Origin of the sequence: Palleronia salina (assembly GCF_900141995.1) — a bacterium.
In the GTDB taxonomy this organism is placed as follows: domain Bacteria; phylum Pseudomonadota; class Alphaproteobacteria; order Rhodobacterales; family Rhodobacteraceae; genus Palleronia; species Palleronia salina.
Genome location: NZ_FQZA01000001.1, coordinates 459,830 through 481,968 on the forward strand (window position 1 = coordinate 459,830; position 22,139 = coordinate 481,968).

Consider the following 22,139-nt stretch of genomic DNA (forward strand, 5'->3'; position numbering starts at 1 on the left):
CGCCCGCGCGGCGCCTCAAGGCGCCTTGACGGGGTCGTGACGCCGCAGGCACGCCCTAGCGCAGCGACACCCGCAGCGCCGCCGCCGTGGCGAAGGGCAGCAGCGCGACGCAGCCCGCCGTGACCGCCCCCAACAGCGCCAAAGGCGGTCCCAGCGCCAGCCCCTCGGCCCCGCGCCGCGCCACGTCAGCCCCGAAGATCAGCGTGGGCACGTAAAGCGGCAGCACCAGCAGCGACAGCAGCAAGCCGCCGCGCTTCAGCCCCACGGTCAGCGCCGCGCCGAAGGTGCCGATCAGGCTCAGCGCCGGGGTGCCCACCAGCAGCGACACCGCCAGCCACAGATGCCCCGGCGCGGGCAGGCCCAGCAGCACGGCAAGGAACGGCGCGGCCAGCGACAGCGGCAGGCCGGTGGTCAGCCAATGCGCCCCGGCCTTGGCCAGCGCCACGCCCTCCAGCGGCACGGGCGCGGTGGCCAGCAGGTCCAGCGCCCCGTCCTCGCGGTCCAGCGCGAAGACCCGGTCCAGCGACAGCAGGCAGGCCAGAAGCGCGCCCAGCCACAGGATGCCCGGCGCGATGGGGGCCAGCACGGCCGTTTCCGGGCCGACGCCGAAGGGCACCAGCACCACGACGATCAGGAAGAACGCCAGGCTCAGGCCGAAGCCGCCGCCCGCGCGCACCGCCAGGGCCACGTCGCGCGACAGGATGCGGATCATTCCACGGCCCCTTCGGCGAAGATGTCGCCGCCGCCCGGCCCGCCTGTCGCGCCGGTCACGCGGTAGCGTTCGAGATCCAGCCCCTTGGCCTCGATCCCCAGCTCCACGTGGGTCGCCAGCACCGCGATCCCGCCGCGCCCCAGATGCGCGCGCACCGCGTCGGCGAACCGGGCGACGCTGGCGCGGTCCAGCGACACGGTGGGCTCGTCCAGCAGCCAGATGTCGCGGCCCGTCAGCAGCATCCGGGCAAGGCCCAGCCGCCGCCGCTGCCCCGCCGACAGGTGCTGCGCCGCGCGGTCGCGCAGGTCGTCCAGGTCGAACGCCGCAAGCGCGGGCGCGATGTCCCCGGCCCCGTGCAACGTGGCCCAGAAGCCCAGGTTCTCGGCCACCGACAGCGTGGCCTTCATCCCGTCCGCGTGGGCGCCGTAGGCGATGTGCTCGCCCCCCGGCGCGACGCGGCCCGCCAGCGGCGGCTGCAACCCGGCGAGCGTGCGCAGAAGCGTCGTCTTCCCGATGCCGTTGCGCCCCGTCAGGATCAGCGCGCGGCCCGGCGCCACGTCGAAGGTGACGCCCGCCAGCAGCGGCACACCGCCGCGCGCCACGGCCAGGTCGCTTGCGACAAGGCCGCTCACGTGACGGGCAGCAGAACCGCGCCGATGCGGCGGCCTTCGCTCAGCAGGACGTTATAGGTGCGGCAGGCGGCGGGCGAGGCCATGACCTCGACGCCCAGCCCAGCGTCTTCCAGGGCGCTGCGAAACCCGGCGGGGGCATGGGCGATCTCGGCGCCGGTGCCGACGAAGACCACGTCCATGCGCTCGGCGGCCTGCAGGACCGTCTCGGTGTCCTCGAACCCGCCCCAGGCGGCCACGCCGCCCGGCAGCACGGCGATGGCGCCCTCGTGCACCTTGCCGCCCACGCGGAAGAAATTGGGGCCGTAGCCGTCGACCGGACGCTCACCCTCGAAGGGGACTTCGTGCAGTTCCATGGGGTCCTTTCCTCAGTCCAGGAGCGGCAGGCCCAGGATGGCCGATGCCGCGATGATCGCCTGGGCCACCCCGCGATAGAGGCGCGCCCGTTCGGGCCGGAACATAGCCGCTCCTGCCATATTCGCCAGCAGGTAGGGCAGCGTCAAAGCCAGCCCCAGCACCACCGGCCCGGGTTGCAACCGCCCCCAGATCCCCAGCAGAACCAGCGACGCGATGTCCACGATCACCAGGAACAGCAGCAGGTTGGCGCGGATCACGGCCACCGGCTTGGTCGACGCCATGTAAAGAAGGATGACGGGCGGCCCGCCGATCCCGGCCGCGCCGCCGAAGACCCCGCCGACAAGGCCCGCACCGGTGACGAGCGCCGGCGTCATCGTACCGCGGTAGCGGACCCCGGCGGCCAGCAGCGCCAGCAGGACCAGCGCGGTGATCGACACGGCATAGCGGAAGACCTCGGGCGCGATCACCACCAGCAGGCCCAGGCCCAGCGGCAGCCCCAGCAGCAGGCCCAGAGCCAGCCGACCCAGGTCGCGCCGCTCGGCGGATCGCCACGCGGCGGGCACGTTCGGCAACGGTCCCAGCAGGTCCATGGCCAGAAGCACGCTCAGCGCGGCGACGGGTGGCAGGTATTGCCCGGCCACGGGCAGGAACACCATTGCGGTGCCGAAGCCCGAAAAGCCGCGCACGATCCCGGCCAGCACCGCCGCCAGGACCATGGGCCACAGCCCGGGCTGTGCCAGCGCCGCGTCGATCAGCGCCGGCATGGCCGCGTCAGCTGTCGATATTGGCGAACTGGTTGCCGTCGGTCTTGTCGGGCTTGGACCAGTCGCGCTTCACGCCCAGGAACAGAACGATGTTCTTGGCCACGAAGACCGACGAATAGGTGCCGACGATCACGCCCCAGGTGATGGCGAAGACGAAGCCCCGGATCACGTCGCCGCCCAGCACCAGCAGCGCGATCAGCGCCAGCAGCGTCGTGCCGCTGGTCATCACCGTGCGGCTGAGGGTTTCGTTCACGCTCAGGTTCATCACGTCGCGCAGCTCGCGCTGCTTCCACTTGATCAGGTTCTCGCGCAGCCGGTCGAAGATCACCACGGTGTCGTTGATCGAATAGCCCAACACGGTCAGCAGCGCGGCGATGGTCGCCACGTCGAACCGGATCTGGAACAGCGAGAAGATCCCGATGGTCAGCAGGATGTCGTGCACCAGCGCGCCCACCGCGCCCACGGCGAACTGCCACTCGAACCGCAGCCAGATGTAGAACAGCATCGCCGCCAGCGCCGCGCCCACGGCCAGAAGCGCCGTGTTGATCAGCTCGCCCGAGACCTTGGGCCCCACCGATTCCACCGACGGGAAGGTGATCGAGGGGTCCACCTCGCTCAGCGCCGCCTCGACCGCCGCGACGGTGTCCGAGGCCACGCTCTCCTGTCCCTCCTGAGCCTGGATACGCACCATGGCCACGTTGCGGTCGTCGCCGAAGCTGGGGTCGAAGACCTCCGAGATCACAACGTCGCCCAGCTCCAGCGGCTCGATCGCCGCGCGGTAGGCCGCCACGTCGACCTGTTCGCTCCCTTCGGTGCGGATCGTCGTGCCGCCGCGGAAATCGATGCCGAAATTCAGCCCCAGCATCAGCCAGACGACAAGGCTCAGCACCATCGCCACGCAGGACGCACCGAACGTCGCCTTCGCGTGCTTGAAGAAGTCGATATTCGTGTCGTCCGGAACCAGTTTCAGACGCATCTCAGACCTCGATGGTTTTGGGGCGGCGGCGGTCGAACCACGTCACGATCAGCAGCCGGGTGACGAAGATCGCCGTGAAGACGGACGTGATGATGCCCAGTCCCAGCGTCACGGCAAAGCCGCGCACCGGACCCGATCCCAGGGTGAAAAGGATCGCCGCGATGATGAAGGTGGTAATGTTGGCGTCGACGATGGCGCTCAGCGCCCGTTCGTACCCCTGCGAGATCGCGCGCGAGGGCCCCCGCGCGGTCTTCAGCTCCTCGCGGATGCGCTCGAACACCAGCACGTTGGCGTCCACCGCCATGCCGATGGTCAGGACGATCCCCGCGATGCCCGGCAGGGTCAGCGTGGCGCCGATCAGGCTCAGCAGCCCGAACAGCAGCGCCACGTTCAGAAGCAGCGCGATATTGGCGAAGATACCGAACAGCCCGTAGCTCAGCGCCATGAAGACCAGCACCGCCACGAAGGCCACAAGGCAGGCGATCTGCCCGGCCTCGATGCTGTCCTGCCCCAGCTCGGGGCCGATGGTGCGTTCTTCCAGGAAGGTCAGCTCGGCCGGCAGCGCCCCCGCGCGCAGCAGCACGGCCAGCTGGGTCGATTCCTCGACCGTGAAGTTGCCGGTAATGATGCCGCTGCCGCCGGGAATGTGGCTCTGGATCACGGGCGCGCTGATCACTTCCTCGTCCAGCACGATCGCGAAGGGCGACCCGATGTTCTCGGCGGTGTAGTCGCCGAAGGCCCGCGCGCCGGTGGGGTTGAAGCGGAAGGTGACGGCGGGCCGGCCGTTCTGGTCGAAGGACGGCTGCGCGTCCACCAGGTCCTCGCCCGACACGACCGGTGTGCGTTCCAGCGTGTAGTAGGTCTCGGGCTCGTCCAGCAGCGGATAGACCACCTGCCGCGACGACGATGCCGCGTCCGGGTCCCCCCCGCGCGAGATCACGGGGTTGAAGGTCAGCTGCGCGGTGGTGCCGATCAGCGCCTTCAGCTCCTCGGCCGAGCCGATGCCGGGCACCTGGATCAGGATCCGGTCCTCGCCCTGGCGCTGGATCGTGGGTTCGCGGGTGCCCACCTCGTCCACGCGGCGGCGGATGATCTCCAGGCTCTGGCGGATGGTGCGGTCGTCGGTGGCCGACTGTTCCTCGGGCGACAGCTGGACGATCAGCTGGCCATCGCGGCCCTCGACGCTCAGGTCCTGCGCGCCCACGCCCGAGATGGTCGAGACCGGCCGCGCCAGCCCCCGCGCGATCTCCATGGCGCGGGGCAGGCCCGCGGGATCGGACAGCGCCACGATCAGCTGATCGCCGCCCTCGTCCACCCGGCGGATGGTGCCGACCTCGTCGCGGGCGTCGCGCAGGGCGTCGCGCAACTCGGGCCAGATGCCGTCCATGCGGCTGGCGTAGACATCCTCGACCTGCACCTCGGCCAGCAGGTGGGCACCGCCCCGCAGGTCCAGCCCCAGGTTCACCAGCCCCGAGGGCAGGAAATCGGGCCAGCCCGCCGCCTGCTCCTCGAGCGCGGCGGTGGCGCCGGACTGCTCGATCGCGGCGCGGGCGTCGTTGGCCTGCTCCACGCGGGAATAGAAGGCGTTGGGCAGCGCCAGGATCAGCCCGCAGGCCACGACGGCCCAGATGAAGATCCGCTTCCAGGTCGGGATCTGCAGCATGTCGGCGGCGCCTCCGGGCGCGGTGTCAGGGGGTCAGGGGAACGCTCAGGAGGCGTCCGAAGGCTCGGTCTTGCTGCGCACCTGCGCGATGGTCGACTTGATGACGCGGACCTTAACGTTCTCGGCCAGCTCGACCGTGGCCTCGCCCTCGTCCACCTTCACGACCTTGCCCACGAGCCCACCGGCGGTGACCACCTGGTCGCCCCGGCGCAGCGCCTCGACCATCTTCTGGTGCTCTTTCACCTTCTTCTGCTGCGGGCGGATCAGCAGGAAATACATGATGGCGAAGATCAGGATCAGCGGCACGAAGCTGGCGAACGCGCCTCCGGCGCCGCCGGCGGCCTGGGCATAGGCAGGGGTGACAAGCATGTGGACTTCCTCGGTCGTGGGATCGGGGCGCACGCGCGCGGGCGGCGCCCCCTTTGGTCGGCCAGACCCTTATCTGTGGGGGCGGGCCTTGTCCAGCAAGGGGACCTGCGTCAGGGTGACGGGGATTTCACGGGGCGTGAGCGGGGATGAACGATCCGACCCTTCCGGCCGATCCGCGCTCTGCGGCGATCCTTGGCGCGCTGATCCTTCTCTGTGCGCTTGCGGGCATCGCGGCCCTTGCGTTGCGCGGAAGCGGGGTGGCCGCCCGACTGCGCCCCCGTGCCGGGCGGCGCGTCCCGCTCCGCTATACGCTCCCCTGGCTGCGACAATATTACTGGCTGGTGTTGATCCTGCTGGGCGTGACGCTCGGCACGCTCGCGCTGATTTTCTACCTGGCCGAGGCCGCGCTGATCGTCCGCGCCCTGATCGACCGGCTGCGCGTGCTGTCCTCGGCCCCGGGCGACAATTCCGAGGCCATCCGCAATATCGGCCAGGCCACCGCCCTTCTGCTGGGCGCGCTGGCCGCCGCCGCCACGCTGATCTTCCAGCTGGTCAAGGTCTGGGTGACCGAGCGCCAGACCCTCACGGCCGAACAGGGCCACATCACCGACCGCATCAACGCAGCCCTGCGCAATCTCGGCGAAGACAAGGTCGTGAACCGCCTTGGTCGCACGGTCCGCTATACAATCAACGGCACCGACCACTCCTCCTTCGAATGGCAGGGTGAAGAACGGCCCCTCCCGGACCACGATATCCAAGACGGCGAGCGCATGCTGACCAACGACCCGTGGTCCAGCTTCCCCCAGACCCAGCCCAACCTCGAAGTCCGCGTCGGCGCCATCCACGCGCTCGCTCGCATCGCCGAGGACAGCCCGCGCGATCATATCCAGATCATGGAAATCCTCTGCGCCTATATCCGCCAGAACGCCCCCGCACCGGGCGAGCAGGACAATCCACACCACGTCTTCTGGGCGCTGGTGGAGCCCGAGGACGGATCAGCGGCGGTTCCGGAGGAAGCCGCCTGGAACCACCCGTCGTTCCAGAAGCTGCGCCCCTACGGCGATAGCCCCAAGGACATGACCGTCGAGAACATGGTCGCCCTATGGGTCCGCAAACTCCCGCCACCCCGCGTCGACATCCAGACCGCCCTCACCGTCATCGGCCGGCGCAGCACGGCGCAACGGGCTTTGGAGCAGGATCCAACGGGCACGGCCACCTATCGCCTCGATCTGCGCGGCAGTAATCTGCGCCGCGCCGACCTGGCCGGGCTCGAGCTATCCTGGGCGAGCCTCTTCGAGGCGCATCTGGAGGGGGCGGACCTCTTCGGGGCGCATCTGGAGGGGGCGCGCCCCATCGAGGCGCATCTGGAGGGGGCGCGCCTCATCGAGGCGCATCTGGAGGGCGCGCGCCTCTTAGGGGCGCATTCGGAAGGGGCGAGCCTCTTCGAGGCGCATCTGGAGGGGGCGCGCCTCTTAGGGGCGCATCTGGAAGGGGCGGACCTCTTCGGGCCAGATCTGGAGGGGGCAGACCTCGAAGCGGCTCATCTGGAGGGTGCGGACCTCGACGGGGCGCAGTTCGACGACCGGACATCCCTCAACCCTGCTACGCTCCGAGGTGCCGGGTTGAGGGACGTGGATATTACCCACATCGGCAACGAAACCTTCACGGAAGCCTTCGGCGACGCCACCGTCAAACTGCCCGCGCGCTTCAAGGCAGGCGAAGCCCCCCTCTCCCATTGGCCCGCCGAAAATCTCGACTGGCAAGAGTTCGAACAAGCCTGGCGCCGCTGGCAGGCCGAACACCACCCCGACCTTCTGCCCGACGGCTACACTCCCCAAGACTGACCCCCGGCTTCATCTTTCCAAAAATACCTCTTCCCCGGCCGCCGCCCTTCCCCCCGCCCCGAACCTGTTGCATATCCGGTCGCGACCAATTCCCCGGAGGCCCCCATGCACGACATCCGCCTGATCCGCGACGACCCCGCCGGCTTCGACGCCGCCATGGCCCGCCGGGGCCTCTCGGACGCCTCGACCCCCATCCTCAAGCTCGACGACGCCCGACGCGCCGCCATCCACGCGGCAGAAACCGCCCGGGCCGCCCAGAACGCCGCGTCCAAGCAGGTGGGCGCCGCCAAGGCCAAGGGCGACGAGGCCGAGTTCGAGCGCCTGCGCGCCGAGCTCGCCCAGGCCAAGCAGCGCATCGGCGAGGCCGAGGCCGAGGCCAAGGATCTCGACGCCCAGCTCACCGACCTGCTCATGGGGCTGCCCAACATCCTGGCCGACGACGTGCCCGACGGCGCCGACGAGGACGACAATGTCGAGGTCAAGCGCCACGGCACGCCCCCCGCCTTCGACTTCCAGCCGCTCGAGCACTACCAGATCCCCGCCGCCGACGGGCTCGACTTCGAAACCGCCGCCAAGCTGTCGGGCTCGCGCTTCGCCGTGCTGTCGGGGCCGGTCGCGCGGCTCCACCGGGCGCTGGCGCAGTTCATGCTCGACCACCACGTCACGCAGAACGGGCTCACCGAGACCATGACCCCCGTGCTGGTCCGGGACGAGGCGATGCTGGGCACCGGGCAGCTGCCGAAATTCGCCGAGGACAGCTATCGCACCACCAATGGCTGGTGGCTGATCCCCACGGCCGAGGTCACGCTCACCAATATCGTCGCCGGCCACACCGTCGACGAGGATTACCTGCCGCGCCGCTACGTGGCCCACACGCTGTGCTTCCGCTCCGAGGCCGGCAGCGCGGGCAAAGACACTGCGGGCATGCTGCGCCAGCACCAGTTCGAAAAGGTCGAGATGGTGTCGGTCACCCATCCCGACGCCTCCGAGGACGAGCAGATGCGCATGCTGGGCTGCGCCGAGGGCGTGCTCGAGGCGCTGGGCCTGCCCTACCGCACCGTGAAGCTCTGCTCGGGCGATACCGGATTTGGCGCCCGCCGCACCTTCGATATCGAGGTCTGGCTGCCCGGCCAGGACCGCTACCGCGAGATCAGCTCGGTCTCGACCACGGGCGATTTCCAAGCCCGCCGCATGAACGCCCGCTTCAAGCCCGCGGGCGGCGGCAAACCGCAATTCGTCCACACCCTCAACGGCTCCGGCCTCGCCGTCGGCCGCGCCCTCATCGCCGTGCTGGAGAACTACCAGCAGGCGGATGGGAGCGTGGTGGTGCCGGAGGTGCTGCGCGGGTATATGGGGGGTGTGGAGCGGCTTTAAGTTAAAACGATTTCCGGAAGGCGTTTGGCGAATCTTTTCGCCCCTCCGCAATAATTGCGGATCGTCACAAATCCTGTCCCGTTTGGCTTGCCGTGAGCAATCTTGTCTCTTAATGTTTTCAAGCTGTCGATTGCACTCAAGTCCTCTGGATCTAAACTAAGACAGACTTCTCGCCACCAATTTGGGTCGAACAAGCCCAAAAAACTTTCGATTTTGGAGCAATTAAGAGAGTTCTGGCGCTCAACTTGTTTATGAGAGAGAACCTACGAAGTTGAGAATTTCCTCTTTGGCCGGCGTATTCCCCAACGACTATCGCAACGCTTTTCTCAACAAGTCCAGCGCCCGCCAGGCAAAGATGATTGGCCGCGACATTCTGAAATAATGGATCAAGATCCCCAATGCCGGAAAAAAGCGTTTTAGTGAGCATATCCAGGCGCTTGATCTCTGCATCCAAGTCAGGGGGCATGCTCGATATACTCGCAGGCTAGATTGATCCGTCGCTCAACACTATTCTCATCGGATGTCGCCTCGCTTATCGCCTGCCTGAAATCTCCATTCTCTAACAACCCTTCATAGGCGGATGCAATCTGCGCTGCCGACGCTTGAGGATTCCTCGCAATCCCAAGCATCATTGAGTCGAATACAGCGATGTTGAAGGTTCTTTGCGGACGAAACGCTCTCTCGCCAAACGCAGCTCTGGCTCTGCCGATTGAATCTTCGAACAGCGCGCCATGTGTTTCGACAACTTGATCTGAGGGATTTCTGTATTCGTTCATAAAGTCATTTAGAAAAGTGGCCATTGGCTTGGAATAGCTATCGGCATTATAATATAGAGCCAAAAATCGAAGGATCAGTTCTTGGTCCTTCGCTCGCTTGTGCTCCTTACCAAACACCGCCCGCCAATCGGGGTTCTTGTTAAGAGTACCAAGGAGATTCTGATACTTGCCGTGATAGATAGCTGCTCTCATTTCTTGGGCCTGAAGCGGTGTCCCATTTGAGTTAAGGCGGTCGAAGATATGAAAGACTGAGCTATTACTGTCGTCTGGAGCAAGCTGCTGGACGATCATTGCGTGTATAACCGCATCTTCAAACCTCAACTGATCCTCTGACGAAAGCTCGTCAAACGTCTTACCCTCATATTGAGATTTCACTCTTGTCAGCTTGAAAACTCGATCATTATGCGGAAGCCGCCCCTTGTAAAAGGCATGAAGAGTCGTCAGCCTTTGCAATCCATCAATAATCAAAAGCTTTTGCGTCTCTTCTTCGCGATAAAGGAAAATGCTCGGAATCGGCAAACCGAGGAGGATCGACTCAACAAATTTGGAGGCTTGGGGCAAACTCCATACAAAGTTTCGTTGGAATTCTGGTTTGAAGATTGTCCCCTTCTCAAACCTCTTTATAAGTCCATCAACTGTGAAGTCTGCTCCGAAAGTATTGATCTGATATACGACATCCTCATCAGACAAAATCTCGGTTTCGTCGCCAGCAAGTTCAGGATCGTCATCGAGCAGGGCAGACATTTTTTTTCCAAAAGTTGGGGACCTTAAGTTTTCACTGTTGCATCCAGCCCTTTATGAAGCAAGCTCAACCCATGCCCCACCTCACCCTCCTCCTCGCCCTCGCCTTCGCGGCGGCCCCGGTCTTCGTCCCGTTCGACGGATTCGACCCGAACCTCTACCCGGTGCCGCAGCGCAACCCGCCGGTGCAGCCGGCGGGGTGGGCCTTCGCGATCTGGGGGCCGATCTACCTGTGGCTCATCCTCGGGGCCGGCGTCGGGCTGTGGAAGAAGCGCGATGCCCCGTCCTGGCAGGCCTACCGCGCGCCGCTCTGCCTCAGCCTGGCCGTGGGCACCGTCTGGCTTTCGGTGGCCGAGCGGTCGCCCGTCTGGGCCACGGTCCTTATCTGGGTCATGCTGGTCACCGCCATCGTCGCCTACCTACGCACCCCCCGGCGCGACCGGGGTTTCGCGCAGGGGCCCGTGGGCCTTTACGCAGGGTGGCTGACGGCGGCCTCCTCGGTCTCGGTCGGGTTGCTGCTGGCGGGCTACGGCGTGCTGGGCGCCCTGCCCGCCGCCTATGTCGCCCTGTGCCTCGCGCTGGGGATCGGCGCGCTGGTGCAGTGGCGCCGCCCCGGCGCGGGCTACCCGGCGGGCATCGCCTGGGCGCTGGTGGGCATCGCCGCGCAGAACGCGGGTCTGGCGCCGGGGCTCATGGTGATCTCGGGCGCCGCCGCGCTCGGCTTCGCGTTCTGGTCGGTGAAGGGGCTGCGCGGGCCGAAAACGGCCTGATCACCACCCGTCCGACGCGCCGTGCACGCCGCGCCGACATGGTGTGCCAATCGTCCGACCCCTGGTGCCCGTCCGTGCACCCGCGCTGCACGCCCGGTGTACGCCGCGCCGACGGACGGGGGACGCCCCGTGCACGCCCCGCCGCCTATTCGTCCGCGCGGCCCTTGCCCAGGTGTTTGCGCAGCCGCGAGGGCGTGGATTTCGTGCGATTCTTGTAGGGATTCGCCTCGGATTGCGACCGCATCCACAGCCGCACGGGCGTGCCCGGCATGTCGAACGTGTCGCGTAACCCGTTGACAAGATAGCGGGAATACGCGTCGCTCATCTTCTCGGGGTTGGAGCACATGACCACGAATCCCGGCGGCCGCGTCTTGGCCTGCGTCATGTAGCGCAGCTTGATCCGACGCCCGCCCGGCGCGGGGGGCGGATGCGCCTCGACCATGCCCGACAGCCACTGGTTCAGCTTCGCCGTCGTCACCCGCCGGTTCCAGGTTTCGTACGCTTTTTCAATGGCTTGCCGCAGCCGGTCGAGCCCTTTTCCGGTCAGCGCGGACACCGTGACCAGCGGCACGCCCCGAAGCTGCGGCAGCAGACGCGCGCATTCCTCGCGCAACATCTTGATTTTCTCGGATTTTTCTTCCTCGGCGTCCCACTTGTTGACCGCGATCACCACCGCCCGCCCCTCGCGCTCGGCCAGGTCCGCGATCCTAAGGTCTTGTTGTTCAAAGGGAATCGCCGCGTCCAGCAGCACGACCACGACCTCGGCGAACTTCACCGCCCGCAGCCCGTCGCTGACGCTCAGTTTCTCCAGCTTTTCCTGGACCTTGGCCTTCTTGCGCATCCCCGCCGTGTCGAAGATCCGCACCGGCAACCCGTCCCAGTCCATCTGCACCGAGATCGCGTCGCGCGTGATCCCCGCCTCGGGCCCGGTCAGCAGCCGATCCTCGCCCAGCAACTTGTTGATCAGCGTGGATTTTCCGGCGTTGGGCCGCCCGACCACCGCCACCTGCAACGGCTTGTCGCGGGTGGGCACGCGCACGGCATCCGCGTCGGCGTCCTCCTCGTCGACCGTGATATCCGTCTCGGGCGTATCCGATTGAGTCTGCGCCGCGAATTCCTCGGACAGCGGCAAAAGCTGGCCGTAGAGATCGTTCAGCCCCTCGCCGTGCTCGGCCGACAGCCGGATCGGCTCGCCCAGCCCCAGCCCGTAGGCCTCGATGATCCCCGCATCCGCCGCGCGCCCCTCGGCCTTGTTCGCCGCCAGGATCACGTGCCGCCCCCGCTTGCGCAGGATGTCGGCCACCGTCTCGTCCACCGGCGTAACGCCTGTCCGCGCATCGATCAGCATCAGGCAGACATCGGCCATGTCGACCGCGCGCTCGGTCAGGCGCCGCATGCGGCCCTGGAGCGTATCGTCCGTGGCATCCTCCAGGCCCGCGGTGTCGATCACGGTGAAGCGCAGGTCGCCCAGCCGCGCGTCGCCTTCCCGCAGGTCGCGGGTCACGCCGGGCTGGTCGTCCACCAGCGCCAGGCGCTTGCCGACAAGGCGGTTGAACAGGGTCGACTTGCCCACATTGGGGCGACCGACGATGGCAAGGGTGAAGCTCATGGCGCTGGCCTCGGGTCAGGGATCAGGCGCGCCGCATATACCCATCCTCAGCGGAAGGCCAGCAGCCGTCCGTTCGACGATACGACGTAGAGCGTGCCGTTCGCCACAACGGGGTTCGTGGCAGCGCCACCCGGCAGCGGAACCTGCGCCGCCAGCGCGCCGGTTTCGGGCGAGAACGCGCGCAGAAGGTTGTCGCCGGACGCGACCCAGAGCCGTCCGCCGGCCAGGATGGGGCCGTAATGGGCATAGATCCCCTGACGCTTCTTCGGTGCGTTACGCTGGAAGAAGGGCATGGGCGTGGCCCAGATCCGGTCGCCCGTGGCCGCGTCGAGACGGACCAGTTCGGACTGGTCGGACACTGTGAAGACCGATCCGCCCGCGACCAGGGCGGGCGACATCGCGCCGTCCTCGGCCGACCAGATCACCTCGCCCGAGGCGAGATCCACGGCATTGGTCCTGCCCGAGGGGCTGCCCGCGTAGACGGTATCGCCCACGATGACGGGATCGCCCGTGATGTCGGTGATGGTGGCATAGACCCGGCCCAGCCGCGTTCCGGCCACGTCCGAGACCCAGGTCCGCGTGCCGCCGGGCAGAAGGCCCACGAGCTCGCGGCTGGCAAAGGGCATGACGATGGTATCGCCCGATACGGCCGGCGCCGCGCCTCCGACCACGCCGGCATCCGAGGGCGAGCCCTGCTCGGTCCAGTCGACGCGGCCCGTCGCGGCATCCAGCGCCCAGCCCGTCGCGTCGCGGGCCACCACGTAAACACGATCGCCCACGACGGTGGGCGCGCCCGCGGCCGAGGCGCCCAGGTCCTGCGTCCAGTACGTCCGCCCCGTCGCGGCATCCAGTGCATGGACCTGGCCGAAACCGGTCGAGACGTAAAGCCGCCCGTTGGCATAGGCGAGCCCGGCACCCGAGGCGTCGTCCGACGGCTCGCCCGCCGGCGTGACGTCGGCGGACCACAGCGCGGCTCCGTTCGGCGCGTGGGCCATGACGCGGGCCCGGCTGTCGACGGTGTAGATCCGACCACCGCCCACGACCGGATCGGCGCTGATCCGGTGCTTGCGGCTGTCGCCCTGCCCGATGGCGCTGGAGAAGATCAGTTGTGGCTGGGCCGACAGCGTTGCGTGCGGGATCGCGTGGCGCGCATTGGCGGCGCGATGGCCCCAATCGGCGAGCGTTTGCATGGGCGGCAGGTTGATCGGGCGGCTTTGATCGACGGTCTGCTCGGCACCGTCGAGGGCCCGCAGGCTCAGGCGTTCGCCCGTCAGGATGGTTTCCTGTTCACCGCAGGCCATCAAAGCGGCTGCGCAAATACCCAGCAATGCCCGTGTCTTGCGCGTCATGCCGTGCCCTGTCCTTGCCTCATGCCGCTTCAAGCGACCCACCCAGCGCCACAATCAACCGCCGTGCCCGCTGGCGCAAGTCCCGCGTCACGGCCTCGTCGGCGATGATGGTCTGAAGGTCACTCAGCGCGGCGTCGGTCTCGCCCGCGCGCAGGCGGGCCACCGCCTGCTGCTCTAGCGCGAGAAGGCGATAGGGCGCGCCCGGGATGGTCAGCGGCGACAAGCGGTCGATGACCTCCTGCGCGTCAACCGTATCCTGCGCGATCATCGCCCATTTCAGCACCGCTAGCTCGCGGTAGAGCGCGGGCACGCTGTCATCCGCGGCGACGGCGTCGAGCTCGGTGCGGGTCGCGGCACGCGCCTCGTCCCCTTCCAGCCGGTCGGCCGCCAGCATGGCGATCAGGGCGCGGCGCGTGCCCTCGGCCTCGATCTGCATCAGCGCCTCGCGACGGGCCTCGGGCGAATCCTCACCCAACGCGGCCAGAAGCGCGTCGCCGAACGCCTGTGCCTCCGCCCGGTCCTGGGCCCGCTGGTATTCGTAGACGGCGGCCCCGCCCACCAGCAGCAGCACGAGCGCGATGGCGATCCAGCCGTAGCGGCGAAGCATCCCGAACAGACGGTCACGGCGCAGCTCGTCGCTGACCTCGTCGATGAAACTGTCGTTGTTGCTCAATTTCTGGCCTCGTCCCCGGTGTTCGCGACCTTCTAGCCCGGGCGTGCGCCCAATGCAAAGACCCGGTTCTCGTGCCCGTTCGGGCGGCTCCTCCCGGCCAAAATGCCGCGGCGCCGCGACCTTGTCGCAAAAAGTGAACCGATTAGTTTACCTTGCACCCTTTCTTATGTTGGCACCGGCCCTTATGTCAGCGCTCAACACCACGTCTTTTCTCTATTACGGGACTGCGCCATGAGACTTGTCTCGATCCTGATAGCACTGGTCGTCGCGGCGAGCCTGTATCTCCTCGTCTTCGAACGCGACACCGTGCTGGAACTCGCCGGAACCGACAGCCTTGTCGGGGCCGAGGGCGAGACCGACACCCTGTCGGACGCCAGCGCCGTTTCGGTGGTCGCCATGCAGTCCGAGGCGCGCGCCATCGACACCGCCGTCATCACGCGCGGCCGGACCGAGGCGGCGCGCCAGGTCGACGTTCGCGCCGAAACCAGCGGCAAGATCATCTCGGACCCGTTGCGCAAGGGCGCGACCGTGGCCGAGGGTGACCTGCTGTGCGAGCTGGATCCCGGCACCCGTGACGTGGCCCTGGCCGAGGCCGAAGCCCGGCTGGCCGAAGCAAGGGCCAGCGCGCCATCGGCCCGCGCCCGGCTGGCCGAGGCCGAGGCAGCCCTGCGGCAGGCGCGGATCGACCAGAACGCCGCGCAGCGCCTTTCGCAGGACGGATTCGCATCCGACGCCCGCGTGGCCGGCGCCGACGCGGGTGTCGAATCGGCCCTCGCTTCCATCGAGGCAGCCCGGGGCGGGCTGGAAGCCAGCGCCGCCACCGTTCAGAGCGCCGAGGCCGCCGTGGCCGCCGCAGAAACCGAGCTCGATCGCCTGAAGATCACCGCCCCCTTCTCGGGCCTTCTCGAATCCGACACGGCCGAGCTGGGGGCGTTTTTGCAACCCGGTGGGCTGTGCGCCACGATCCTGCAACTCGACCCGATCAAGCTGGTGGGCTTCGTGCCAGAAACCGCCGTCGACCGCATCGATACCGGCGCCATGGCCGGTGCGCGCCTGGCCTCGGGGCAGGAAGTCCAGGGTGAGGTCACGTTCCTGTCGCGTTCGGCCGACGACCAGACCCGCACCTTCCGGGTCGAGGTCTCGGTGCCGAACGAAGATCTGAAGATCCGCGACGGTCAGACCGCCGAAATCATGATCCAGAGCGACGGAAGCCAGGCGCACCTGCTGCCGCAATCCGCGCTGACGCTGGACGATGACGGCGCGCTCGGCGTGCGGGTCGCCACCGAGGATGACACCGCGCTGTTCAAGCCCGTCACCGTGGTGCGCGACACCGTGGACGGCATCTATGTCAGCGGCCTCGACCCGACCGAGCGGGTGATCGTCGTGGGCCAGGAATACGTGGCCGACGGCGTGCCGCTGACCATCACCATGCGCGGGGACGGATCATGACCGGAATCGTCGATTGGGCCGCGCAACACGCGCGGATGGTCCTGGCCTTCATCGTACTGTCACTGACGGTGGGCTGGGTCACCTACGATACGCTGCCGAAAGAGGGCGAGCCGGATATCGAGATCCCGGCCCTGTTCGTGTCGGTGCCCTTCCCCGGCATCTCGGCCGAGGACAGCGAACGCCTGCTCGTCAAGCCCATGGAGACCGAGCTGAGCGATCTCGACGGTCTCAAGACCATGAGCGCCACGGCCTCGGAAGGCTACGCCGGCGTCGCGATGGAGTTCGAGTTCGGCTGGGACAAGACCAAGATCATGGCCGACGTGCGCGACGCCATGTCCAACGCCGAGGCGAACTTCCCCGACGGGGCCGAACAGTATTCGATCAACGAGATCAACTTCTCGGAATTTCCGATCATCATCGTATCGCTCACGGGCAACCTGCCCGAGCGCACGCTGCTGCGGGTGGCGCAGGACCTTCAGGACCGGCTTGAAGGGCTCGAGCCGGTTCTCGAGGCCGGGCTGGCGGGCCACCGGGACGAGATGGTCGAGGTCCTGATCGACCCGCTCCGGCTGGAATCCTACAACGTCACGGCGGGCGAGCTGATCTCGGTCGTGCAGAACAACAACCAGCTGATCGCGGCGGGCGAGGTCGAGACCGAAAGCGGCGCCTTCGCGGTCAAGATCCCGTCGTCCTTCGACGACCAGCGCGACATCTACGACCTGCCGGTGAAGGTGAACGGCGACCGCGTGGTGACGCTGGGCGATCTGGCGACCATCCGCCTGACCTTCGAGGACCGGACCGGCACGGCGCGGTTCAACGGCGAGGAAACCGTCGCCCTGCAGGTGGTCAAGCGCAAGGGCTTCAACCTGATCGACACCACCGCGCTGATCCGGGACGAGGTCGCGGCGGCCGAGGCCGAGTGGCCCGAGGATCTGCAACAGGCGATCCGGGTGAACACCTCGAACGACCAGTCTACGCAGGTCGAATCCATGGTGTCCCAGCTGGAAGGCTCGGTCCTGACCGCGGTGGCGCTGGTGATGATCGTGGTTCTGGCGGCGCTGGGCATCCGCTCGGCCCTGCTGGTGGGCTTCGCGATTCCCACGTCGTTCCTGCTGTGCTTCATCCTGCTGGGCATCATGGGCATCAGCATTTCCAACATCGTCATGTTCGGCCTGATCCTGGCCGTCGGCATGCTGGTGGACGGCGCGATCGTGGTCGTGGAATATGCCGACCGCCGGATCTCGGAAGGGGCCGGCCCCATGACCGCCTTCACCGAGGCCGCCAAGCGGATGTTCTGGCCCATCGTCAGTTCGACCGCGACGACGCTTTGCGCCTTCCTGCCCATGCTGTTCTGGCCCGGCGTTCCGGGCGAGTTCATGGGCATGCTGCCGGTCACGCTCATTTTCGTGCTGTCGGCATCGCTGATCGTGGCGCTGATCTACCTGCCCGTGATGGGTGGCGTCGCCGGCCGGATGAGCCGCGCCTTCGAGGGCGGGTCGAACGCCCTGCGCCGCATGCTGCCGTGGGTGGTCCGCGCCGCACTGGCCGTCGTGGCCGCCTACGTGGTGTTCATCGGCGCAATGCAGTCGCTGAACCACGGCTACCTGTTCGGCGGCCCCTCGCCCCTGCCCGGTCCCATCACCTTCCTGCCCGGCGCGGTCCTGTTCCTGGGCGGCGCCGTGGCGCTGGGCATCACGCTCGGATCGGTGAAATGGAACCGCGCCCCGCGCGAGGTGCGCGCGGGCCGTGGCCGCACGCCCTTTGGCTGGGTCATCAAGATGATCGTGGCGAACCCGATCATGCCGGTGCTCGCCATCGGCGCGGTCAGCGCCTTCGTCGTCTCGACCTACATGTACTACGCGGCGAACAACAACGGCGTCGAATTCTTCGTCGAATCCGAGCCCGAACAGGCGATCGTCTATGTCCGGGCGCGCGGCAACCTTTCCTTGTCGGAAAAGGACGCGCTGCTGCGCGAGGCCGAGGACATCGCGCTGAACACCTTCGGCGTGGAATCCGCCTTCGCCTTCGCCGGGGAAGGTGGGCTCAACAGCAATACCGGCGGCGCCGAAGCCCCGCTCGACACGATCGGGCAGGTCCAGATCGAGCTGATCCCGTGGGACGAACGGCCCGATTTCGCCAACGCGCGCGAGGACGTGACCATCGAGCAGCTGGACGGCGACGTGGTCCTTGCCAACCTTCAGGACCAGCTGGACCGCCTGCCGGGCGTGGTGACCGAGACGCTGAACCTGGCCCAGGGTCCGGCCAGCGGCAAACCGGTGAACCTGCGTCTGCTGGGCGACGACTGGGCCGACCTGCAGGACGCCGCGCGCATCGCCCGGCTGAAGTTCGAGGACACCCCGGGCCTCATCGATATCGAGGACACCCTGCCCCTGCCCGGCATCGACTGGGAGATCGAGGTCGATGTCGAGAAGGCCGGCCAGTTCGGCGCCGACGTCGCCACGGTGGGCGGCATGGTGCAGCTGGTCACCCGCGGCCTGCTGCTCGACACCATGCGCGTGGACAGCTCGGACGAGGAAATCGACATCCGCGTGCGTCTGCCCGAGGAAGATCGCGTCCTGTCGACGCTGGACAGTCTGAAGGTGCGGACCGCCGACGGGCTGGTGCCGCTTTCGAACTTCATCACCCGCAAGCCCGTCCCGTCGCTGGGCCAGATCGACCGCGTGGACCAGACCCGGCATTTCGACGTGAAGGCCGACGTGGTCCCCGGCCTGCAAAAGCTGGTGGACGACGAAGGCGTCATCGCGGGCTTCGTCGCGCCCGTGACGGGCGACGGACCGGACGGCGGGCTGACCCTGAACGGCGAGCCGCAGCGCATCGTATCGCTCCAGGCCGCGGCCTCGGTCTCGGACCTGTCGCAAGGTCTGGAAAATGGCACCCTCAGCGCCTTGCCCGCCAACGCGAACGAGCGCATCGGCGTGCTGACCGAATGGCTGAACGGGCCCGACAACCCGCTGCCCGGCAGCGTCAACTGGGAATGGACCGGTGACCAGGAAGACCAGGCCGAAAGCGGCGCCTTCCTGATGAAGGCCTTCGCCGGCGCGCTGGGGCTGATGTTCATCATCCTGCTGGCGCAGTTCAACTCGGTCTACAACGCGGTGCTGGTGCTGCTGGCCGTGGTGCTGTCGACCGCTGGCTGCCTGATCGGGATGCTGGTGATGAACCAGCCCTTCTCGATCATCATGACCGGCACCGGCATCGTCGCGCTGGCCGGGATCGTGGTGAACAACAACATCGTGCTGATCGACACCTACCAGGAATACTCGCGCTACATGCCGCGGATCGAGGCGATCATCCGCACGGCCGAGGATCGCATCCGCCCGGTGCTGCTGACGACCATCACCACCATGGCGGGCCTGGCGCCGATGATGTTCGGTCTGAGCCTGGACTTCATCGCCGGGGGCTATTCCATCGACAGCCCCACGGCGCTGTGGTGGAAGCAGCTGGCCACGGCGGTGGTGTTCGGTCTTGGCATCGCGACGGTGCTGACGCTGGTCTTCACGCCCTCGGCGCTGGCGCTGCGGGTCTGGATCTCGCGCGGGGCCTACAAGGGCGTGCGCAGCCTCAAATCGCTGAGCGTGCTCAAGGTGCGCGAGGACATGCGGCTGGCCCGGAAGGCGCGCAAGGCCAAGGCGCCCGAAATCCAGTGGATCGACGACGGCACCGACCCGGGCCGCGACGATCCCACGGGGCACCCCCCGCGCATCGTCGCGCCGCTGCAAGCGGCCGAGTAACGGCGGGCCGCGCGGTCGGGCATGGTCCCGGTCGCGCGCCGCCGCCGCCGGCGTCTTTCAGGCCGCGTCTTCGGATTGCTGGCGTTGCCACAGCGCGGCATATCGCCCGCCGCGCGCCAACAGCGCGTCGTGGGTCCCGCGTTCGACGATGCGCCCCTGCTCCAGCACCACGATCTCGTCCGCGTCGGCGATGGTCGACAGGCGGTGGGCGATCACCAGCGTGGTGCGCCCCTGCCCCAGTAGCCTCAGCTCGGACTGGATCGAGGCCTCGGTCTCGGAATCCAGCGCGCTGGTCGCCTCGTCCAGCAGCAGGATCGGCGGGTTCTTCAGAAGCGTGCGCGCGATGCCCACGCGCTGCTTCTCGCCGCCCGACAGTTTCAGACCCCGCTCGCCCACCTGCGTGTCATAGCCCTGCGGCAGACCCGCGATGAAATCGTGGATGCGGGCGGCGCGGGCCGCCTGCTCGATCTCGTCGCGGGTGGCGTCGGGGCGACCGTAGGCGATGTTGTAGAGGATCGAGTCGTTGAACAGCACCGTGTCCTGCGGCACCACGCCGATCTGGGCGTGCAGGCTGTCCTGCGTCACGTCACGCAGGTCCTGACCGTCGATGCGGATCGCGCCCTCGGTCACGTCGTAGAACCGGAACAGCAGCCGTCCGATGGTGGACTTCCCCGACCCCGAGGGGCCGACGATGGCCGTGGTGCTGCCACCGGGAACCGTCAGCGAAATGCCGTCGAGGATCACCCGGTCGGTATCGTAGCCGAAGTGCACGTCATGCAGCTCGACCGCACCGTCGGAGACCGCAAGCGGACCAGCGTCCGGCTTGTCCTGCACCTCGGGCGGCTGATCCAGCAGGCCGAACATCTGGCCCATGTCCACAAGCGCCTGCCGGATTTCGCGATAGACCGTGCCGAGGAAGTTCAGCGGCATGGTGACCTGGATCATGTAGGCGTTGACCATCACGAAATCGCCCACGGTCAGCTGCCCCGACTGCACCCCCATGGCCGCCATGACCATGACGACGACAAGGCCCGTGGTGATGATGACCGCCTGTCCCAGGTTCAGCGCGGCCAGCGTGTACGAGGTCCTCAGCGCGGCGGCGACGTATTTGGCCATGGCGCCGTCATAGCGCGCGGCCTCGCGCGTTTCGGCCCCGAAATACTTCACTGTTTCGAAATTCAGCAGGCTGTCGATCGCCTTCTGGGTGGCGTCGTTGTCCTGCTCGTTCATCTCGCGCCGAATCTTCACGCGCCATTCGGTGATGGTGAAGGTGAACCAGACATAGGCCGCGATGGTGGCGGCCACGACCACCAGGTACCAGATGTCGAACAGCCAGGCGAGTATGCCGGCAATCAGCAGCAGCTCCAGCGCCAGCGGGCCGATCGAGAACAGCAGGAACCGCAGCAGGAACTCGACCCCGCGCACGCCCCGCTCGATGATCCGGGACAGCCCGCCCGTCTTGCGCTGGATGTGATAGCGCAGCGACAGGCGGTGGATATGGGTGAAGGTCTCGAGCGCCAGCGCCCGCAGCGCGCGTTGGCCCACGGCGGCGAAGACCACGTCGCGCAGCTGTTGCATGCCGGTGTTCATGGCCCGCGCCACGCCATAGGCGATGGTCAGTCCGATAGCGCCCGCGCCCAGCAACCACGCGGGCTGGGTGCCCTCGCCCGCCAGCGCATCGACGGCGGTCTTGTAGAAAAACGGCGTCGCCACGGCGATGAGCTTGGCCAGCACCAGCGCGGCGACCGCGATGATGACGCGGCGCTTCACCCACGGCTCGCCCTCCGGCCAGAGATAGGGCGCCACGCGGGCGATGATGCTGAACCCGCCCGCGGACGGGTCGGGATCGGTGGAGGTAGGGCCGCCCGTGCGGCCGCGTGACAGCGACCTCACGCCGCCGCGTTCGCGGTCACCAGCCGGATCCGGTCGATCATGGCGCGCAGGCCGTTCGACCGCTGGGATGACAGGTGTTCATCCAGGCCCAGCCGCGACATGGCTGCCAGCGCGTCGACCTGCGGCACCTCGGCCACCGGGCGCCCGGCATAAAGCGCGTGCAGGATGGCGATCAGCCCCTTCACGATCATCGCATCGCTGTCGCCGTCGAAATCGAAGCGGTCGCCTTCCAGCTTGGGCACTAGCCAGACCTGGCTGGCACAGCCGTCGACCTTGCTGGCCGGGCCCTTCAAGCTGTCGTCAAGCGGCGGCAGATCGCGGCCCAGCTCGATCACGTGGCGATAGCGGTCTTCCCAGTCGTCGAGAAACTCAAAGGTCTCGGCAATCTCGTCGAATTCGGCCTGGGCCATGGTACCGTCCCGTTTTCTAACGTCTGCCA

The 22,139-nt window shown here is 67.4% G+C and carries 20 protein-coding genes; 5 read left to right on the forward strand and 15 right to left on the reverse strand.

What is annotated here, in order from left to right:
- Positions 1 to 55 precede the first annotated feature (55 nt).
- Genes ccmB through yajC form a run of 7 tightly spaced genes read right to left on the reverse strand, consistent with a single transcriptional unit; the run spans position 56 to position 5,470 of the window.
- Positions 56 to 712 carry a heme exporter protein CcmB gene (gene ccmB, locus BUB76_RS02280; protein WP_073126209.1) on the reverse strand — a complete coding sequence of 219 codons (657 nt, stop codon included), beginning with the start codon at positions 710 to 712 and terminating at the stop codon, positions 56 to 58.
- Positions 709 to 1,344: a heme ABC exporter ATP-binding protein CcmA gene (gene ccmA, locus BUB76_RS02285; protein WP_073126211.1), complete on the reverse strand. Its 636-nt coding sequence runs from the start codon at positions 1,342 to 1,344 to the stop codon at positions 709 to 711. The genes ccmB and ccmA overlap by 4 nt, the downstream gene beginning before the upstream one ends.
- A complete protein-coding gene (locus BUB76_RS02290) occupies positions 1,341 to 1,697 on the reverse strand; it encodes an Mth938-like domain-containing protein (RefSeq protein ID WP_073126213.1) in 357 nt (118 codons plus the stop codon). Before BUB76_RS02290 ends, ccmA begins: the two co-directional genes overlap by 4 nt.
- A 12-nt stretch (positions 1,698 to 1,709) precedes the next feature.
- Entirely contained in the window at positions 1,710 to 2,462 is a 753-nt protein-coding gene (locus tag BUB76_RS02295) for a TSUP family transporter (protein ID WP_073126215.1), read from the reverse strand.
- A 7-nt stretch (positions 2,463 to 2,469) separates the two neighbouring features.
- Positions 2,470 to 3,438, reverse strand: coding sequence for a protein translocase subunit SecF (gene secF / locus BUB76_RS02300; RefSeq protein WP_073126217.1), 969 nt, complete (start codon positions 3,436 to 3,438; stop codon positions 2,470 to 2,472).
- Position 3,439: 1 nt separating this feature from the next.
- A complete protein-coding gene (gene secD, locus BUB76_RS02305) occupies positions 3,440 to 5,101 on the reverse strand; it encodes a protein translocase subunit SecD (protein ID WP_073126219.1) in 1,662 nt (553 codons plus the stop codon).
- Positions 5,102 to 5,146: 45 nt separating this feature from the next.
- Positions 5,147 to 5,470 carry a preprotein translocase subunit YajC gene (yajC, locus tag BUB76_RS02310; protein WP_073126221.1) on the reverse strand — a complete coding sequence of 108 codons (324 nt, stop codon included), beginning with the start codon at positions 5,468 to 5,470 and terminating at the stop codon, positions 5,147 to 5,149.
- A gap of 146 nt (positions 5,471 to 5,616) precedes the next feature.
- Between yajC and BUB76_RS18045 the strand changes: the two genes are divergently transcribed.
- Both BUB76_RS18045 and serS read left to right on the forward strand, forming a co-directional pair.
- Positions 5,617 to 7,314, forward strand: a complete 1,698-nt coding sequence (locus tag BUB76_RS18045; protein WP_073126223.1) for a pentapeptide repeat-containing protein — start codon at positions 5,617 to 5,619, stop codon at positions 7,312 to 7,314.
- 105 nt (positions 7,315 to 7,419) lie between these two features.
- On the forward strand, positions 7,420 to 8,688 hold the full coding sequence (gene serS, locus BUB76_RS02320) for a serine--tRNA ligase (RefSeq protein ID WP_073126225.1): 1,269 nt from the start codon (positions 7,420 to 7,422) through the stop codon (positions 8,686 to 8,688).
- On the opposite strand, the gene BUB76_RS18325 is transcribed toward serS, so the two are convergent.
- From BUB76_RS18325 to BUB76_RS02325, 3 genes are read right to left on the reverse strand one after another with little or no spacing between them, the layout of a single operon-like run.
- A complete protein-coding gene (locus BUB76_RS18325) occupies positions 8,685 to 8,888 on the reverse strand; it encodes a hypothetical protein (RefSeq protein ID WP_373280042.1) in 204 nt (67 codons plus the stop codon). The two genes, serS and BUB76_RS18325, sit on opposite strands and share 4 nt — an antisense overlap.
- Positions 8,840 to 9,142, reverse strand: coding sequence for a hypothetical protein (locus tag BUB76_RS17565; RefSeq protein ID WP_139250754.1), 303 nt, complete (start codon positions 9,140 to 9,142; stop codon positions 8,840 to 8,842). Before BUB76_RS17565 ends, BUB76_RS18325 begins: the two co-directional genes overlap by 49 nt.
- A 1-nt stretch (position 9,143) precedes the next feature.
- Complete coding sequence (locus BUB76_RS02325; RefSeq protein ID WP_073126227.1) at positions 9,144 to 10,208, reverse strand: DUF262 domain-containing protein; 1,065 nt, start codon at positions 10,206 to 10,208, stop codon at positions 9,144 to 9,146.
- A 71-nt stretch (positions 10,209 to 10,279) separates the two neighbouring features.
- Here BUB76_RS02325 and BUB76_RS02330 point away from each other — a divergent pair, with 71 nt between their 5' ends.
- Positions 10,280 to 10,975, forward strand: a complete 696-nt coding sequence (locus tag BUB76_RS02330; protein ID WP_073126229.1) for a TspO-related membrane protein — start codon at positions 10,280 to 10,282, stop codon at positions 10,973 to 10,975.
- 145 nt (positions 10,976 to 11,120) lie between these two features.
- Here the strand turns inward: BUB76_RS02330 and der are convergent, their stop codons facing one another.
- Genes der through BUB76_RS02345 form a run of 3 tightly spaced genes read right to left on the reverse strand, consistent with a single transcriptional unit; the run spans position 11,121 to position 14,606 of the window.
- Positions 11,121 to 12,584: a ribosome biogenesis GTPase Der gene (gene der, locus BUB76_RS02335; RefSeq protein WP_073126231.1), complete on the reverse strand. Its 1,464-nt coding sequence runs from the start codon at positions 12,582 to 12,584 to the stop codon at positions 11,121 to 11,123.
- Positions 12,585 to 12,631: 47 nt separating this feature from the next.
- Positions 12,632 to 13,933 carry a PQQ-like beta-propeller repeat protein gene (locus BUB76_RS02340; protein WP_073126233.1) on the reverse strand — a complete coding sequence of 434 codons (1,302 nt, stop codon included), beginning with the start codon at positions 13,931 to 13,933 and terminating at the stop codon, positions 12,632 to 12,634.
- Between the two features lie 19 nt (positions 13,934 to 13,952).
- Entirely contained in the window at positions 13,953 to 14,606 is a 654-nt protein-coding gene (locus tag BUB76_RS02345) for a tetratricopeptide repeat protein (protein ID WP_073126235.1), read from the reverse strand.
- A 231-nt stretch (positions 14,607 to 14,837) separates the two neighbouring features.
- Here BUB76_RS02345 and BUB76_RS02350 point away from each other — a divergent pair, with 231 nt between their 5' ends.
- Complete coding sequence (locus BUB76_RS02350) at positions 14,838 to 16,055, forward strand: efflux RND transporter periplasmic adaptor subunit (RefSeq protein ID WP_073126238.1); 1,218 nt, start codon at positions 14,838 to 14,840, stop codon at positions 16,053 to 16,055.
- The gene (locus BUB76_RS02355) at positions 16,052 to 19,807 is read left to right on the forward strand and encodes an efflux RND transporter permease subunit (RefSeq protein WP_073126240.1); all 3,756 of its coding nucleotides are present in this window, start codon (positions 16,052 to 16,054) and stop codon (positions 19,805 to 19,807) included. The genes BUB76_RS02350 and BUB76_RS02355 overlap by 4 nt, the downstream gene beginning before the upstream one ends.
- 57 nt (positions 19,808 to 19,864) lie before the next feature.
- Here BUB76_RS02355 and BUB76_RS02360 read toward each other — a convergent pair whose 3' ends face one another.
- Both BUB76_RS02360 and BUB76_RS02365 read right to left on the reverse strand, forming a co-directional pair.
- Positions 19,865 to 21,625, reverse strand: coding sequence for an ABCB family ABC transporter ATP-binding protein/permease (locus BUB76_RS02360; protein WP_308417655.1), 1,761 nt, complete (start codon positions 21,623 to 21,625; stop codon positions 19,865 to 19,867).
- A gap of 71 nt (positions 21,626 to 21,696) precedes the next feature.
- Positions 21,697 to 22,110 carry a SufE family protein gene (locus BUB76_RS02365; RefSeq protein ID WP_073126242.1) on the reverse strand — a complete coding sequence of 138 codons (414 nt, stop codon included), beginning with the start codon at positions 22,108 to 22,110 and terminating at the stop codon, positions 21,697 to 21,699.
- Positions 22,111 to 22,139: the final 29 nt, after the last annotated feature.